Source organism: Micromonospora sp. WMMB482, from assembly GCF_019038635.1.
In the GTDB taxonomy this organism is placed as follows: Bacteria; Actinomycetota; Actinomycetes; order Mycobacteriales; family Micromonosporaceae; genus Micromonospora; species Micromonospora marina.
In genome coordinates this window covers 4,428,076-4,444,017 of sequence record NZ_JAHOPD010000020.1, presented here as the reverse complement: position 1 = coordinate 4,444,017, position 15,942 = coordinate 4,428,076, and the positions used below count along the sequence as shown (strand labels likewise).

Here is a 15,942-nt window from a genome sequence, read left to right as displayed (position 1 = left end):
CCCGCCCGACGGCGCGACGCGCCCTGGCATGATGCGAGTTGAGATGATTGACAGCAACGACCGGTCCGCCTCCGTCTTCGTCCACCCGACGGCCGACGTGGAGTCCGGCGCCCAGGTCGGCGACGGCACCAAGGTCTGGCACCTGGCGCACATCCGGTCCAGCGCCCAGGTCGGCGCCGGCTGCGTGATCGGCCGCAACGTCTACGTCGACGCGGGCGTGACAGTCGGTGACCTCGTGAAGATCCAGAACAACGTCTCGGTCTACCAGGGCGTGACCATCGAGGACGAGGTGTTCGTAGGCCCCTGCGCGGTGTTCACGAACGACTTCCGCCCGCGCGCCCAGAACCCGGACTGGACGATCACCCCGACGCTCGTCCGCCGGGGCGCGTCGATCGGCGCGAACGCCACGCTCGTGTGCGGCATCGAGGTCGGCGAGTACGCGATGATCGCCGCCGGGTCGGTGGTGACCCGCGACGTCAAGCCGTACCAGCTGGTGGCCGGCAACCCGGCCCGCCCGAAGGGCTGGGTCGACGCCAAGGGCGAGGTCATCTCCCGCGACGTCGACAACCCGCCGCACCAGGGCTGAACGGACGAGAGGGGCGACGACCGGGCCGGTCGTCGCCCCTGCTCGGTACGCCTCAGCCGCAGAGCCGGCCGACCTCGTCCCGGAACCGGTCCATCGGGTTCGACCCGGCCGGCCCGAGCAGGTACTCCTTCAGCTCCCGCCGCGCCCCGGTCATCGGGTCGTCCCCGGCCCGGTTCACGTCGAGGATCTTCGTCAGCTCACCGCAGTCCGCCGAGAGCAGGTACGCCGCCCGCGCGGTCGGGAACTGACGCCGGAACTCGTCCTCGGGCAGGCCGGCCGGATTCGCCACCACGTACGGGCGCTCGCTCTGCACGAAGTCGGAGACCACGCTGGACACGTCGCTGACCAGCAGGTCGGTGACGTTGAAGCAGTCGAACAGCCCCGGCGTACGGCCGGTGACCACCAGATGCGCGGCGCCGTCCAGCGAGGACGGATCGGTCTCGCCGCCGGCGGCCTTGATCCGGGACACGATCCGCTCGTGCACGGCGCGGGCCCTGGGCGAGCGCGTCCCGGTCAGCGGATGCGGCTTGTAGATCACCCGCACGTCCCCGGCGGCCAGCAGTCCGGACACGATCCGCTCCCCCATCAGCACGAGCGACGTGTGGTACGGGTCGTCGTCGAGCCAGCCCTCCCAGGTCGGCGCGTACAGCACCGTGAAACGGTGGCCGGCGTCGCCGGAGCCGAACGTGTGCACCCCGGCGAGCTGCGGCCGGCCGACCTCCACGATGTCGCGGTCGAGAACGCCGACGTCGGCCCGGGCGTACCGTTCCCGCCCGGCCGGCCCGGCCACCCAGACCTCGTCGTACACCTTGCTGTACGGGTTCACGCTCGCCTGCTTGTCGCTGTCGCCGTGGCCGACGAAGACGTGCTTCACGCCCGGCTCGCGCAGCAGGTGGATGTTGGCGCCGACGTTGGCGGCGTACAGCGCCACACGCAGCGAGCCGAGGTCCAGGTTCATGAAGTCCACACCGGCCGGCACGCAGATCACCGGCAGCCGGGTGTCGGCGAGCTGCTCGAACGCGTCCGCGGCGCGTAGCAGCACGACCGCGCGGCGGCCGGTCGCCTCCACCGGCGCGAGCCACATGTTGGCCTGGTAGACGTCCTTGGCCGGGCCGGCGAAGTACAGCGCCACCTCGGGCCGTTCCCGGGCCATCCAGTCGTGCACGGCGGGCAGCACACCCGGGGCCTTGCCCCGGCCGCGCAGCGCGGTCAGCGCCAGCACCGCGGCGGTGACCAGACCGGCGGTGAGCGTGACCAGGCCGGTGACCACCACCGGGGCGACCCGGTCCAGCGCGGCGGCCACCACTGCCGCCGGCACCAGCAGCACGTTCAGCAGCGGCATGCGCAGCCCGGCCAGCCCACGCGCCCAGGCCGGCGGCACCGGAACCCGCCGCAGCGCGCCGAGGTCGATGTTGCGGGTGTACGCCGGAGGGTCGACCCCGCCGTCGATCACCTTGGTCAGCGCGCCTGTGGCGACGGCCACGGTCCACAGCGCGGCGGGCAGCAGCAGGACGGCGACGGTGCCGGCCACGCCGGGCCGCACCACGGCGATCACCAGCAGGGCCACCGACAGGTCCCGTACCAGCCGCCGGAAGGTCTCGCCGAGGCCGGCCTTGTCGAGCAGCGTGGCGGTCCCGGTGTGCCGCCCGGCCAGGGCCAGCTCACCGGCGACGGCGACCACCGCGGCCACCGCGTACGGGACCACCAGGCCGAGGACTCCGGCGAGGACCATGACCGCGTAGCCGAGGAGCGTCGCGCCGACCGCGGCGAGACCCTGCTGGCTGCGTACTCTGCTGAACAACGACACGCTCCCTGTCTGCCCCACCGATGTCGGTGCGAGTCGATCTCCGACGGCTGCGACCCTAAACGGGGCACATGACACAAGTATTGCCGGGGTGTCCGGCAGGTGAACGCCGGACGGCACCTCCCGGCGGCGGCACGCGACGGGCCCCGGCCGTCTCAGACGGCCGGGGCCCGTGGAGTCGGTGGGGTCAGCCCCCGATGACCACCCGGCGCACGCCGGTCCAGCGCGCCGGGTCGGTGACCCGGCGGCCGTCGACCAGCACGGTCACGCCCGGCAGGTCGGCCGGGGCGAGGGTGCGGTACTCGGCGTGGTCGGCCTGGATGACAGCGGCGCCGACCGGCTCGCCGTCGTAGCCGGGCAGGCCGTGCGCGACCAGCTCCTCGTTGGTGTACATCGGGTCCGAGACGTACGGCACCGCGCCCCGGCGGCGCAGCGCCTCCACCGTCGGGAAGACGCCGGAGAACGCGGTCTCCTTGACGCCACCCCGGTAGGCGGCGCCCAGCACCAGCACGCCCACCCCGGTCAGGTCGCCGTACGCGGCGGCGAGCAGGTCGACCGCGTACTCCGGCATGGCCGCGTTGGCCTCGCGCGCGGAGCGGACCACTGTGGCGGCCGGGTCGTTCCACAGGTACATCCGCGGGTAGATCGGGATGCAGTGGCCGCCGACCGCGATGCCCGGCGAGTGGATGTGGCTGTACGGCTGCGTGTTGCACGCCTCGATGACCTTGGTGACGTCCACGCCGACGGTGTCGGCGAAGCGGGCGAACTGGTTCGCCAGGCCGATGTTCACGTCCCGGTAGGTCGTCTCGGCGAGCTTGGCCAGCTCGGACGCCTCGGCCGAGCCGAGGTCCCACACGCCGTTGGGGCGGTCCAGGTCGGGCCGCTCGTCGAAGTCGAGCACCGCCTCGTAGAACCGCACGCCGTGCGCGGCCGACGCCTCGTCGATGCCGCCGACCAGCTTCGGGTAGCGGCGCAGGTCGGCGAAGACCCGTCCGGTGAGTACCCGCTCGGGGCTGAACACCAGGTGGAAATCGGTGCCGGCGGTCAGGCCGGAGCCCTCGGCGAGCATCGACGCCCACCGGTCACGGGTGGTGCCGACCGGCAGCGTGGTCTCGTAGCTGACCAGCGTGCCCGGCTTCAGCCCACGGGCGATCGACCGGGTGGCGTCGTCCATCCAGCCGAAGTCCGGCACGCCCTCGGCGTCCACGAACAGCGGCACGACCACGACGACCGCCTCCGACTCGGCGACCGCGGCGGCGGTGTCGGTGGTGGCCGACAGCAGGCCGGCGGCCACCGTCTCCTTGAGCTTGACGTCCAGGTCGGCCTCGCCCGGGAAGGGCACGGCACCGTCGTTGACCAGCTGGACGACCCGCTCGGAGACGTCGGCGCCGATCACCCGATGCCCCTTGGACGCGAACTGCACGGCCAGCGGCAGACCGATCTTGCCGAGCGCGACGACGCAGATGTTCATGAACTACTTTCCTCCAGAGGGCCAGATTCGGCGCAGGCGGGCAAGGAACCGACCGGGGGTCACCGGCGTGATCGCGACGATCACCTGGCCCTTGTGGTTCGTGGTGGGTGTGACGAGGTGCCAGCGGACACCGCGCCGGGCAACCAGCCGGGGTGCGGCGACGGGGCGGCCGGTGCGCAACGGCGCCGAGCCCGTCCCGCCCAGGGCGGATACCTCGGCGCGTACGATACGACGCTCGCCCGTCCCCGCGACGACCGCCAGCAGCCGGTCCACCGCGAAGTCCGTTCGTACGACGGTACCGGTGCCGGCGGGCTCGACCGACGTGACACCCGTCAGGTCGCCCACACTGACCCGCAGCGCCTCCGCGCTCAGCTCGGCCAGCTCGGCCCAGCGGCTGCGCGCGGTGAGCACCAGGGCCCGCGCCCCGGCGGCGTCGCGTCCCCAGGCCAGCCCGGTCGCGGTCAGCTTGGCCAGTATCGCGGCGGCCCGCTCGGTGACGTCGTACCAGTCGTCCGGGTAGCCGAACGCCGGGTCACGGAAGCCGACGTGGCCGGCGTACCAGCGGTCGCCGTCGACCACCACCTCGGGCAGCGACCGGTCGGACTGCTGCCCGATGAGCGTGCACAGCGCGTCCAGGTCGCCGTCGCGCGCCACCGCCACCCGCAGCCGCTCCTCGGACGCCATCCGCGCGGTCACCCCGTCGGTCAGGTACGCCTCGGCCAGCTTGCGGATCCGGTCGTGGACGTGCCGCTGCACGTCCGGGGCGAGGGCGAGGAACTCCGCGCGGAGCAGCTTCGCCACCTCCCAGGTGAAGTGGCGCACCAGCACCGCGTCCCGCCGCGGGCCGGGCTCGATCAGCCCGGCGACGAACCCGACGAGCTCCTCGGCGCAGCGCAACCGCTCCTCGAACCGGCTGGCGTACGTGATGTTCTGGGCGTTGTCCCGCTTGACCGCGTAGTAGTACTCGTAGTCGCCGAGGACCGACACCTTCTTCGCCCGGAAGCACGCTTCCAGCGTGAACGGCTGGTCGCTGCCCATCGGCATGTCCGTGCGGAACCGCAGGCCGTACCGCTCGATCAGATCCCGCCGGAACAGCTTGGTGTTCGACAACGACCAGGGCAGGTCGCTGTCGAACAGGTCGAGCCGCTCCCGGGTGGTGGCGTAGACGGCCTGGTGCACGTAGCGCTTGTTGGTGCCGACCATCCGGCCCAGCACCACGTCGGAGTCCCACCGGTCGGCGGCCTCGACGAGGCGCTCCAGCGCCTCCGGGCCGAGGTGGTCGTCCGAGCCGATGAAGAAGACGTACCGGCCGCGGGCGTGGTCGAGCGCCAGGTTGCTCGGCGCCGCCGGGCCGCCGGAGTTGGCCTGGTGCAGCACCCGGACCGTGCCCGGGTAACGCTGCGCGTAGCGGTCCAGTTCGGCGCCGCTGCCGTCGGTGGAGCCGTCGTCGACGGCGACGACCTCCAGCCGGTCCCGGCCGATGGTCTGCCCGACGAGCGAGTCGAGGCAGGCGGTCAGGTACGGCATGGTGTTGTAGACGGCGACCACCACCGTCACGTCCGGCCCGGTCACGCGCCCACCTCCACCTGTGCCGGCTCCACCGGGGCGTGCGCCGGCATCGGCCGGGGCGGCGCGCCGGGCAGCAGCCGGGAGTAGACCTCGTCGAGCACCCGCGCCTGCGCCTCCCAGGTCCAGCCGGCCAGCAGGCCCGGCCGGTCGTACGCGGCGCGGTACCGCTGCGGGTCGGCGAGCACCGCGGTCACCGCGCGGACGAAGTCGGCCACGTCCTCGGCGCGGAACACCTCGCCCTGACCGGTCTCCCGGACAGTCTCGGCCATGGTGCGCACGTCGGAGACGACCAGTGGCAGACGGGCGTGTGAATACTCGAAGAACTTGGTGATCAGCGCGATCTCGTGGTTCGGCCAGTGCTGGATCGGGATGACGCCGACCTGCGCGCCGCTGAGGTACCGGACCACCTGGTGGTGCGGCACGTACGGCAGCACGTGCACCCGGTCCGCCACGCCCAGCTCACCGGCGCGGGTGACCAGGCCCCGGACGTACGCCGAGTCGGGCTTGTTGACCACGAACGCGACGTGCGCGCCGGGCAGCCGGGGCAGTGCCTCGACCATCACCCCGAGACCGCGCTTGGCGGCGGCCACCCCGCTGTAGACCAGCAGCGGCTCGTCCGGCCCGAGCCCGCAGCGGGCGCGGATGTCCGGCGCCGGCTCGTCCGCGTCCGCGGGCAGCTCGTCCACCGCCGGGGCGTTGAGCACGACCGCCGGCCGTTCGGCCAGCCCGTGCTCGGTGCGCAGCAGGTCGGCCAGGCCGCCGGAGACGGTCATCGTGGCGTCGGCGTACGGCACGTACTCCCGCTCGTGCGCCACGTTGCCGGGCAGCCAGCGGGCGTTGTCGCGCCACGGCTGCACGCCGGGCAGGTACTCGTGGGCGTCCCACAGCAGCGCGATCCGCCGGCCCTTCGCGGCGGCCCGGACCTTCGCGCGGGCGCCGACGCCGAGCATCCGGAAGTCGTTGGCGTGGATCAGGTCCGGCGCCAGTTCGTCGACCACCGGGCCGTAGGCCAGCTCGTAGTCCCACAGGCCCGGTTCCAGGCGCCGCCACGCCCCGTCGCCGCGCAGCCTGCGCCAGAACGACGTGTACGAGCGGTCCCACAGGCCGTCCAGCTTGCGGCCCTTGCGGGCCCGGGTGAGCTGACGGTTGCGGAACCCGACCCACTTGCGGGTCAGGCCGGACAGCTTCTCCTCGGCGCGCAGCGCGGCCCAGGGCAGCCCGCCCGGCCGGCCCGCGCCGGACTCGCGGGCCGCGACGGTGAGCGCCGCCCGGCGTACCGCCAGGTCCGCGCGCCAGGCCTTCACCGCCTGGGTACGCTGCGCCGCGATGCCGCTGGGCGGATAGGCGAGCGGGTGCCGCAGCCAGGCCCGGCGGAACTCGTGCCGGCGGCGGGCCAACGGCTCGGGCATCGGCACGAGGCGCACCTCGGCGGCGCCGAGGCGCCAGCTCTGCGGGCTGCCGACCGGCGCGCGGCCGAGCAGCACGACGTCCCAGCCGGCGTCGGCGGCGGAGCGGGCCGCCTTCTGCACCCGGGAGTCACCGATGACCCCGTTGTCCACCAGCATCACGACCCGTCCCCGGGTGCCCGCCGCTGCGGTCGTGCCGTCAGATCCCATTCCTGCCCGTTTCGTCGTCGCCAGCACCGCGCCCGCGGACCCGAGCGAGTCTACGACAGCGGATCGGGCCCGGACGCCCGCCGCCGCCGGTGCCCCACGACCTGGTGTGACGGTTGCTACCCTCCATCCTGTTCAACGACCGGCGCCCGCTCCGGGTCGTCCGCCGGGTCGCCGGCCGCGCCACGCGGGCCTCCGGGCAATCGCAGCTCAGCGCGAACGGGACCGCACAATGGACGTGGTGACCACCGAGGAACCCAGCCGACCCGCGCCAGCCCCGCAGACCGGGCCGGCCACAGCCGACCGCGCCCGGCGCGGCCCCGTCCGGCGGCTGCGCGACGCCGCCCGGGACGCGGCGCCGGCGCTGGCGTTGTACGCGGTCGTCCGGCTGATCGGCGTGGCCGTCGTCTGGCTGTGGGCCCGCAGCGTCGACGTGTCGCCCGTCGCGCAGCTCACCCGGGCCGACGGCAACTGGTACCTCGGCATCGCGCAGCACGGCTATGACGGGTACGAGAAGACCCAGAGCAACATGGCGTTCTTCCCGCTCTACCCGGGCCTGACCGCGGCCCTGGAGCGGCTCTCCCCGTTCAGCCCGCGCGAGTCGGCGCTGGTCGTGGGGTGGCTGGCCGCGCTGGCCGCCGCCTGGGGCCTGTACGCCATCGGCAGGCACCTGCACGACAGGCGTACCGGCATCCTGCTCGCCGCGCTCTGGGGCGCCGTGCCGCACGCCGTCGTGGAGTCGATGGGCTACAGCGAGAGCCTGTTCACCGCGCTGGCCGCCTGGACGCTGTACGCGCTGCTGCGCCGGCACTGGGTGACCGCCGGTGTGGTGTGCCTGTTCGCCGGCCTGACCCGGCCCACCGCCTCGTCGCTGATCCCGGTGGTGGGGCTGGCCGCGCTGCTGGCGGTCGTCAGGCGGCGCGACGGCTGGCGGCCCTGGGCGGCGCTGCTGCTCGCCCCGGCCGGTTGGCTGGGCTACCTGGCCTGGGTGGGCACCCGGACCGGCCGCCTGGACGGCTGGTTCCACATCCAGTTCGCCGGGTGGGGAACGACGTTCGACTTCGGCGTCTACACCGTCGACCGGGGCCGGGAGGCGCTGGTGCAGGTGGCCGCGTTGCCGCTGCTGGTGGTCACCGTGGTGGCGCTGCTGTCGATCATGTTCTTCGCGTTGAGCGTGATCGACCGGCAGCCGTGGCAGCTGCTGCTCTACAGCGGCCTGGTGCTCGCCACCACGCTCGGCGCGGCCGGCTACTACCACTCCAAGGCGCGGTTCCTGCTGCCGGCGTTCCCGCTGCTGCTGCCGGCCGCCGTGGGCCTGGCCCGGGCCGGATGGGCCCGGGCCGGCACGGTGCTGGCCACGCTCGTGGCCTTCTCCGCCTACTTCGGCGGCTACCTGCTGCTGATCTGGACGAAGTCGCCGTGACCGGTCAGCGGGTGAACGGCCGGACGTCCCACACCCAGACGTCCTCGACCCGCTCCCCCGGGCCGTAGAGCGCGTCCAGCACGGTCTTCAGGTCGTCGTGGCGGCGGGCGCCGCGGTCGGGCAGCACCACGGCGTCGGCCTTCCAGTAGCGGACGTCGGCGCGCGCCTGGTCGATGTCGGCCTGGCCGACTGTGGTGTCCCGCTCACCGAGCGAGACGGCGGTGAGCAGCTTCGCGGTGGGCTGCGGGTCGACGCCCCAGCGGCCGGTGTTGTCGGTGGCGGAGACCGGCGCGAGGAAGTAGCCCTCGGGGACGGCGAAGCCGGCTACCGCGGCGGAACTCCAGTACAGCGACGTCATGCCGTTCACCGGCACGGGCACCAGCGTGCGGCCGGGCGCCACGTGGTCGCGCCAGGTGCCGGCGGTGACGAAGTCCGGAACCGGGGTTCGGCCCTTCGCGTCCAGCGGCATCGGCAGGATCGGCAGCAGCGCGGCGGCCACCGCCACGGCCCCGACGCGGGCGGCCAGCCGGCCGGCCGGTTCCGTGCGGCGGGCGGCGAGCCGGTCACCGGCGACCGCCAGCAGCACACCGAGCGCCACCGTGGTGATCAGCGCGAACCGGGACACCACCACGGAGTCGAACACGGGCAGGTCCTGCACCAGGGCGAACGGCGCGGGGACGTCGGTGCGCCGGGTGCCGACGGTCCAGGTGGTGCCGATGGAGAACAGCGCCGACACCAGGCCGACGGCCCCGAGCACCCGGACCGTGGTCTCCCGGCGCAGCCACCAGAGCACCCCGGCCGCGAGCACCACCAGGGACCAGCCGTAGAAGCTGGCCTGCTCGGTGGTGTTCGGCGCCCAGCCGATCGCGCTGGTCGGGCCACCGGCGATCGACTTGGTGGCGAACTCGACGAACGAGCCGAGCTTGAGGGCGTAGAGGTCCGGGGTGCCGGGGTGGCCGACCCGGTGCTGCGGGCCGGCGAACTGCATCCACAGCGGATACGCCGCCGCGGCGGACACGAGCACGGCGGTGATCGCCAGCCCGGACAGCAGCGGGCGCAGCCGGCGTACCGCCTCGCGGGGCCGGAAGGCGAGGTAGGCCAGGACCAGCATCAGGCAGCCGAGCGCGGTCAGGAAGAGGATCTCCAGGCTGATGAAGAACTGGGCCACCACCAGCCCGCCCAGGATCAGACCGTCGCGGACCACCCGCTCGCCGCGGGACAGCGCGATCACCCGCCAGACGATGAACGGCACCAGCCACTGGGCGGTGATGTGCGGGTGGCCGTTGCTGTGCGAGATCAGCGCCGGGGCGAAGGCGCAGAACAGTCCGCCGACGAACGCGGCCGCCCGGGAGTCGACCACGTGCCGGGACAGCACGTGGTACCAGGCGTACCCGGTGCCGGCCAGGTTCAGCGTGATGAACAGCAGATAGGAGAAGGACGCGCCGAAGAGCAGGGTGACCGGGGTGAGCACCAGGCCGGGCAGCTGCATCCCGACGTTCGTCATCAGGTTCACGCCGGCCGGGGCGTTCTGGAGCGTGGTGAAGAACGGGTTCTCCAGGTTGGTGACCGCGTGCGCCGCGTACGCCAGCATCCACTCGTTGAAGCCCTGGTCGTTCGGGCGGCTGCCGAGCAGCCGGCCGTCGTGGTCGCGCCAGCCCCGGGCGGTGACCCAGAACGCTCCGGCGAGGTAGACCAGGGCCACCAGCGCGTCGACCCGCCGCCACCGGCCGCCGCGCCGCTTTTCGGCCGCCGTGTCCGGCTCCGGCTGCTCCGGCTGCTCAGCTGCCGCAGTCGTCGTCGGGTTCGGGGTGGACGACCCCGGATCGGACGAGTCGTCGGCCGCGGAACCGTCGCCGCCGGTGGGGGCGGGCTCACGGTCGCGGGTGTCGGGCGCAGGCGCGGTCATGGCGTAGGAGTCTACGAAAGCGGGGGCCACGGTCGAGGACCGGCCGAGACGGCGTGTTCGCACCGGCCGGAACCGCCGGTGACGGAACCTCGGTGATCCGGGGCACGGCGCACCCGCCGGCCACCGGGCGGCGGCAGGTCCGGCGCCCGCAACGGCGTTATTGTAGTGTCCGCACGCGCTCCGGCGGTCGTTACGCGGCCACCGGCACAGCAGGTACCGCGTCCGGCCGAGCCGTCCAGGCCGCGACACGGCATCTCCCCACCTCCCCAGGATCGGAATCGATGAACAACGGGCGAACTCTCTGGGACTCGTTGAAACTCCCCCGGCCGCGACGGTCCGGGTCCCGGCCGCACATGGTCTACCTCGCGATCGGTTTCCCACCGGCGGCCAAGAGCTGCGCCTACCGCATGCGGGAGACCGCCAACCAGTTCGCCGCCGCGGGCTGGGACGTGACCGCGGTCACCATCGCGGACGAGGCATGGGAACGGGAGTACGGACTCGACCACACCCTCTCCCAGGGGGTGGAGCCCAGCGTGCGCGTGGTGAAGCTGCCGCTGTTCCGGGACGACCTCGAGACCGACATCCGCACGTTCACCGAGCAGCGCGCCCTGGCGCACAAGGACTACCTGGCCGACCTGCGCAAGCAGAACCTCAAGGTCTTCCCCGAGCCGGTCTTCGGAGGCTGGCGCCCGGCGCTGGAGAAGGCCCTGCTCCGGATCCACCGGGAGCGGCACGTCGACCTGCTGGTGACCACCTGCGCGCCGTACGTCAACCTGTCCGCGACCTGGAAGCTGTGGGAGACGCACCGGGTGCCGTACGTGGTGGACTTCCGCGACGGCTGGTCGGTCGACGTGATCAACAACGGTGAGGCGTTCACCCGGGAATCTGTCTCCGGGCAGTGGGAGATCAAGCTGCTCACCAACGCCGTCGCGATCTGGAACGTCAACGAGCCGATCTCCCGCTGGTACCGCGAGCGCTACCCGGAGCTGGCGCACAAGATGCGGGTCGTGCGCAACGGCTACGACGCGGCGAGCATCCCGGCCCAGGTGCGCCCCGCCCCGCCGGACCGGCCGCTGACCTTCGGCTACCTCGGTGCGCTGAACCTTCCCGTACCGCTGCTGAGCGCCGTGCTCGAGGGCTGGCGCACCGCCCGCACCGAGGATCCGGCGCTGGCCGACGCCCGCTTCGAGGTGCGGGGCCACATCGGCGCCGCCTGGGCGCGCGGCGACAACGCCCACGCGGAGCTGCTCAGGGCCGCCGCCGTCGACGGCGTGCTGGTCGGCGGCTCGGTGCCGAAGGCCGAGGTGGTCGACCTCTACTCCCGCTGGGACGCGGTGGTGCTGATGGTGACCGGCGGCCGGTACATGACCTCCGGCAAGGTGTACGAGTACATGGCGACCGGCCTGCCGGTGGTCTCCGCCCACGAGGCCGACCACGACGCCTCCACGGTGTTGTCCACCTATCCGCTCTGGACCGGCGCGGTCGGGCTGGACCCGGCCGAGCTGACCGGCGCCTTCCGGCGGGCCGCCGCGATGGCCCGTACCGCCGACGCGGCCGAGCGGGAGAAGGCCCGCGCCGAGGCGCGGCAGTACGCCCGCGAGGAGCAGCTCATCCCCGCCGTCCGGGAGGTGACCGAGCTGGTGCTCGGCGCCGGCGGTCCGGCCGGCACCCCACAGCCCTCCCCCGCCGGCGCGCGCGTCCTGGCCCGAGAAGGTAGGTCATGATCGAGGTCCTGATGGTTATGGGCACCGTCCCCGGGCGGGTGGCGGTCCTGACCGACGCGCTCCAGCAGTTCCGCGACAGGGGCGTCACCGTACGGGTGGCCACCACCTTCGACCCGGTGGAGAAGATCCCGGCGGCGACCGAGCTGGCCGAGGTGCATCTGCTGCCCACCGCCACCGAGCTGGGCCCCCGCTTCGGCCGGGCGGTCAAGCGGGCGGCCCCGGCCCGGCGCCCGTGGCTGCGCGCCCAGCGCGACCCGTGGGTACGCCGGCACGCCAGGCGGGCCGACGTCCTGGTCGCGCTCGACGCGCAGGCCCTGCACACCGTCTGGCAGCTCGCCCAGCGCTACCGGCGGGCCGACGCCGTCTACGGCATCGCCCCGGCGCTGCGGGCGGTGGAGAAGCGGTCCGCCGACCCGGCGCGTTACCGCCGTCCCCGGCTGAACACCGTCGGCCCGGCCCCGACCGTGCTGGCGAGCGCCACCCGCAGCCAGACCGTCGACCTGGCGAAGCGGGTGTTCGAGATGAGCACCGGCAAGCGAGCCATGAAGCTCAGCCCGGTGCGCTGGTTCTGGCAGGGTGCCGTCACGGCGCCCGGCCTGCCGGAGCGGCACCGCGGCAAGATCGCCCGGCGGGTCACCGGCAACATGCTCAAGACCGGGCACGGCGCCAGCGCGAAGCGGCTGGCGCTGGCGGCGCAGGGCCGGCTGAAGAGCCCCGCGACCAGGGGGCAGCTCCTCGGCCCGATCGTGGACGCGGAACTGAGCCAGGGCAAGGTGCCCGAGCATCTGATGACCGTGGTGCGGGGGCAGCTCAAGCTGGCCGACGGCTTCCTCAAGAAGCGCAACCCGGGCAAGGCCGCGCCGCACGTGCTGCGCGCGTTCAACCTGATGTTCCACCGGATCGTGCAGTTCGACGGCACCACCTCGCCGCTGGCCGAGAACCCGGAGAAGTTCCTCGCGCCGCTGCACAACAGCGAGGCCGGCCGGGCGATGGCGACGCCGCGCGGGCGGCAGAGCCCGGCGGCGTTCCCGCCCGCCGGCCGGCCGCACCGGATGCTCTTCTTCACCGGGCTGAACGACAACTTCCTCGGGCCGATCCTGGAGCGCTACGAGGCGATGCCCGGGGTGGAGGTCCGCCGGCTGAACCTGATGGAGGAGTCGATCCTCCCGGTGCTCAGCAACGGCCGCACCAACGTGACGCTCCACATGCTCGCCGGGGCGTCCAAGCGGGCCGGGGAGGTCCAGGAGGCGTGGGGTCCCCACCTGGAGTGGGCGGACACGGTCTTCGTGGACTGGTGCAACCTCGGGGCCGCGATGCTGACGATGATCGACCCGGGCACCACCCGGGTGATCGTCCGCCTGCACAGCTTCGAGGCGTTCAGCTGGTGGCCGCACCTGACCGACTGGTCGCGTGTGGACGACGTGGTCTTCGTCTCCGAACACCTGCGCGACCTGGCGCTGGCCGCGGTGCCGCGGCTGCGCGCGCCGCAGGGCCCGCGGACCCACATGATCAGCAACGCGATGGACCTGCACCGGTACGTGGCGCCGAAGGTCTCCGCCGACAGCCGGTTCACGCTCGGGCTGGTCGGGTTGAGTTCGCTGGCGAAGGACCCGCGCTGGGCCCTGGCGGTGTTGCGGGAGCTGCGCCGGCACGACGAGCGGTACCGCCTCAAGCTGGTCGGCGACGACCTCAACCCGGAGCTCAGCCCGGCGATTGGGGCCTACGTCCGGGAACTCGACGCCGAACTGGCCGAGCTGGAGCCGTCCGGCGCGGTGGTGCGGACCGGCCGTACCGAGGACGTCCCCGGTGCGCTCACCGACGTCGGTGTCGTCCTCAGCACCTCGCTGCGGGAGAGCTTCCACTGTGCGCTCGTCGAGGGCGCGGCCAGCGGCGCGGTGCCGGTCGTGCGCGACTGGCCGTTCTTCGCCGGCCGCCCGCACAGCGCCCGGAGCCTGTTCCCGAGCGACTGGGTGGTGGGTACGCCGCAGGAGGCCGCCGAGCGGATCCTGGCCCTCACCGCCACCGAGGAGGCCTGGCGTGAGGCGGGCCGGGCCGCGGCGTCGCACGTGCTGAGCACCTGGGACTGGTCGGTGACGCAGAAGGACTTCGACCGGCTGCTGTTGGAGCCGCCGGCCACGTCCGCCTGACCGCCGTTCACGCGATCGGCCGGCTCCCCTTCGCGGGGAGCCGGCCGAACCGTTCTGTGCCGGGGGTCAGCGCGAGGTGGCCGCGTACTCCCGCTCGTCGCCGGGACGCCGGGACGCCGGAGGACGCGCCCCGCTCGCGGCGGGCGTGCCCAGCAGCGAGCCGTACACCTCGTCGAGGATCCGGGCCTGGGCCTCCCAGGTCCAGCCCTCCAGCAGGCCGGGCTTGTCGTAGGCGGCCCGGTAGCGCTCCGGGTCGGCGAGCACGGCCCGGACGGCCCGGACGTAGTCGGCCAGATCCTCGGCGGTGAACACCTCGCCCTGCCCGGTGGCCCGCGCGGTCTGCGCCATGGTCTTGACGTCGCTGACCACGATGGGCAGCCGGGCGTGCGAGTACTCCAGGAACTTCGTGATCAGCGCCAGCTCGTGGTTGGGCTTGTGGTGGATCGGGATGACCCCGGCGTCCGCGCCGGACAGGAACGGCACCACCTGCCAGTGCGCCACGTACGGCAGCAGGTGCACGCGGTCCGCGACGCCGAGTTCGGCGGCGCGCTCCCGCAGCGCCTCGGAGAACTGGTTGTCGCCGTTCGGGTTCATGGTCACGAACGCGACGTGCACGTCGGGCAGCTCCGGCAGCGCCTCCACCATGATCTGGCAGCCCCGGCTCGGGTTCACCGCGCCGGAGTAGACGAGCACCGGCGTACGGTCGTCGACGCCGCACAGCGCCCGCAGGTCCGGGACGTCGCCCTCGGCCTCGGCCGGCGGCGCCATCGGCGCGTTGAGCACCACCGCCGGCCGGTCGGGCAGGCGGTGGGTCTCCTGGAGCAGGTCGGCGAGGGTGTCGGAGACGGTCACCACGGCGTCGGGGTAGGCGGCGTACTCGGCCGTGTAGGCGATCTGGGCCGGCAGCCAGCGCGGGTTGTCGGCCCGGCCGGTGATGCCGCCGACGAACTCGTGGGCGTCCCAGACCAGCTTGGTCCGCCGGCCGGCGGCGCGGGCCCGCAGCGTCGCCCGCGCGCCGATGCCGAGCATCCGGAAGTCGTTGGCGTGGATGATGTCCGGCTCGAGTTCGTCGAGCGTCTTGCGGAAGGCCAGTTCGAAGTCCCACAGGCCCGGGTCCAGCCGGCGCCAGGCGCGGTCGCCCAGCAGCCCCTGCCAGAACCGCACGGGCAGGCGGCTGAACAGCGCCTCCGGGTCGGTCTGCGCCTTGCGCAGCCGGCGGGTCTCCCCGCTGCGGAACCGGACCCAGCGGGCGAGCGCGGTGGCGGCGGCGCGGGACGGCAGCTGGGCCGCCCGTCCCACGGTGGCCGGCAGCCCGCCGCCCAGCGCCTGGGCGCGGACGCGGCGCTCGTACAGATCGGCCTGCCAGGCCTTGATCTCCTGGACCCGGTAGGCGGCCTTGGTGGTGGACGCGTACGCCAGCGGACGGCGCAGCGACCGGCTGTACTCCCGGGGCAGCCGGTGCAGCGGCTTGGGCACCCGCAGCAGCCGCACCTCGGCGCCGCCGATGCGCCAGGTGTCCACGTCGGAGCGGGCGTTGCGGATGCCGAGGAGGAAGACCTCCCAGCCGGCGTCGGCGGCCGAGCGCGCTGCCTTCTGCACCCGGGAGTCGCCGTGGACGCCGTTGTCGACCAGCATCACCACCCGGCCCCGGGTCGGTCGGGCATCGCTGTTAGCGCCAGCTTGCATCGGGTGCTTCTCC

Annotated in this window: 10 protein-coding genes; 4 read left to right on the top strand and 6 right to left on the bottom strand. The window is 73.5% G+C overall.

The features are described from left to right. The first annotated feature begins 43 nt into the window (after positions 1-43). Complete coding sequence (locus KSK32_RS22115; RefSeq protein ID WP_216932923.1) at positions 44-586, top strand: acyltransferase; 543 nt, start codon at positions 44-46, stop codon at positions 584-586. A gap of 52 nt (positions 587-638) precedes the next feature. Here KSK32_RS22115 and KSK32_RS22110 read toward each other — a convergent pair whose 3' ends face one another. The 4 genes from KSK32_RS22110 to KSK32_RS22095 all read right to left on the bottom strand — a co-directional run bounded on the left by KSK32_RS22110 (position 639) and on the right by KSK32_RS22095 (position 7,046). Continuing rightward, the gene (locus KSK32_RS22110) at positions 639-2,387 is read right to left on the bottom strand and encodes a CDP-glycerol glycerophosphotransferase family protein (protein ID WP_216932922.1); all 1,749 of its coding nucleotides are present in this window, start codon (positions 2,385-2,387) and stop codon (positions 639-641) included. A 190-nt stretch (positions 2,388-2,577) separates the two neighbouring features. Then, positions 2,578-3,861: a nucleotide sugar dehydrogenase gene (locus KSK32_RS22105; protein WP_216932921.1), complete on the bottom strand. Its 1,284-nt coding sequence runs from the start codon at positions 3,859-3,861 to the stop codon at positions 2,578-2,580. Positions 3,862-3,864: 3 nt separating this feature from the next. Then, on the bottom strand, positions 3,865-5,433 hold the full coding sequence (locus KSK32_RS22100; RefSeq protein WP_216932920.1) for a glycosyltransferase: 1,569 nt from the start codon (positions 5,431-5,433) through the stop codon (positions 3,865-3,867). Beyond that, positions 5,430-7,046 carry a glycosyltransferase family 4 protein gene (locus KSK32_RS22095; protein WP_374226722.1) on the bottom strand — a complete coding sequence of 539 codons (1,617 nt, stop codon included), beginning with the start codon at positions 7,044-7,046 and terminating at the stop codon, positions 5,430-5,432. Before KSK32_RS22095 ends, KSK32_RS22100 begins: the two co-directional genes overlap by 4 nt. Positions 7,047-7,275: 229 nt before the next feature. Between KSK32_RS22095 and KSK32_RS22090 the strand changes: the two genes are divergently transcribed. Beyond that, positions 7,276-8,466 carry a glycosyltransferase family 39 protein gene (locus KSK32_RS22090; RefSeq protein WP_216932919.1) on the top strand — a complete coding sequence of 397 codons (1,191 nt, stop codon included), beginning with the start codon at positions 7,276-7,278 and terminating at the stop codon, positions 8,464-8,466. Between the two features lie 4 nt (positions 8,467-8,470). Here KSK32_RS22090 and KSK32_RS22085 read toward each other — a convergent pair whose 3' ends face one another. Then, the gene (locus KSK32_RS22085; RefSeq protein WP_216932918.1) at positions 8,471-10,372 is read right to left on the bottom strand and encodes a hypothetical protein; all 1,902 of its coding nucleotides are present in this window, start codon (positions 10,370-10,372) and stop codon (positions 8,471-8,473) included. Positions 10,373-10,653: 281 nt separating this feature from the next. Here KSK32_RS22085 and KSK32_RS22080 point away from each other — a divergent pair, with 281 nt between their 5' ends. Together KSK32_RS22080 and KSK32_RS22075 are read left to right on the top strand one after the other, a co-directional pair. Continuing rightward, positions 10,654-12,096, top strand: coding sequence for a glycosyltransferase (locus KSK32_RS22080; RefSeq protein ID WP_216932917.1), 1,443 nt, complete (start codon positions 10,654-10,656; stop codon positions 12,094-12,096). Beyond that, positions 12,093-14,243 (top strand): glycosyltransferase, encoded by a 2,151-nt coding sequence (locus tag KSK32_RS22075; RefSeq protein ID WP_254187146.1) that lies wholly within the window; start codon positions 12,093-12,095, stop codon positions 14,241-14,243. Before KSK32_RS22080 ends, KSK32_RS22075 begins: the two co-directional genes overlap by 4 nt. A gap of 66 nt (positions 14,244-14,309) precedes the next feature. On the opposite strand, the gene KSK32_RS22070 is transcribed toward KSK32_RS22075, so the two are convergent. Continuing rightward, positions 14,310-15,929, bottom strand: a complete 1,620-nt coding sequence (locus KSK32_RS22070; protein ID WP_216932916.1) for a glycosyltransferase family 4 protein — start codon at positions 15,927-15,929, stop codon at positions 14,310-14,312. Positions 15,930-15,942 lie beyond the last annotated feature (13 nt).

Bases quoted from the DNA above. Each gene is read 5' to 3' on its own strand.
- KSK32_RS22095 (WP_374226722.1), bottom strand. From the start codon at position 7,046: ATGGGATCTGACGGCACGACCGCAGCGGCGGGCACCCGGGGACGGGTC.
- KSK32_RS22070 (WP_216932916.1), bottom strand. From the start codon at position 15,929: ATGCAAGCTGGCGCTAACAGCGATGCCCGACCGACCCGGGGCCGGGTG.
- KSK32_RS22090 (WP_216932919.1), top strand. From the start codon at position 7,276: ATGGACGTGGTGACCACCGAGGAACCCAGCCGACCCGCGCCAGCCCCG.
- KSK32_RS22115 (WP_216932923.1), top strand. From the start codon at position 44: ATGATTGACAGCAACGACCGGTCCGCCTCCGTCTTCGTCCACCCGACG.
- KSK32_RS22080 (WP_216932917.1), top strand. From the start codon at position 10,654: ATGAACAACGGGCGAACTCTCTGGGACTCGTTGAAACTCCCCCGGCCG.
- KSK32_RS22085 (WP_216932918.1), bottom strand. From the start codon at position 10,372: ATGACCGCGCCTGCGCCCGACACCCGCGACCGTGAGCCCGCCCCCACC.
- KSK32_RS22105 (WP_216932921.1), bottom strand. From the start codon at position 3,861: ATGAACATCTGCGTCGTCGCGCTCGGCAAGATCGGTCTGCCGCTGGCC.
- KSK32_RS22075 (WP_254187146.1), top strand. From the start codon at position 12,093: ATGATCGAGGTCCTGATGGTTATGGGCACCGTCCCCGGGCGGGTGGCG.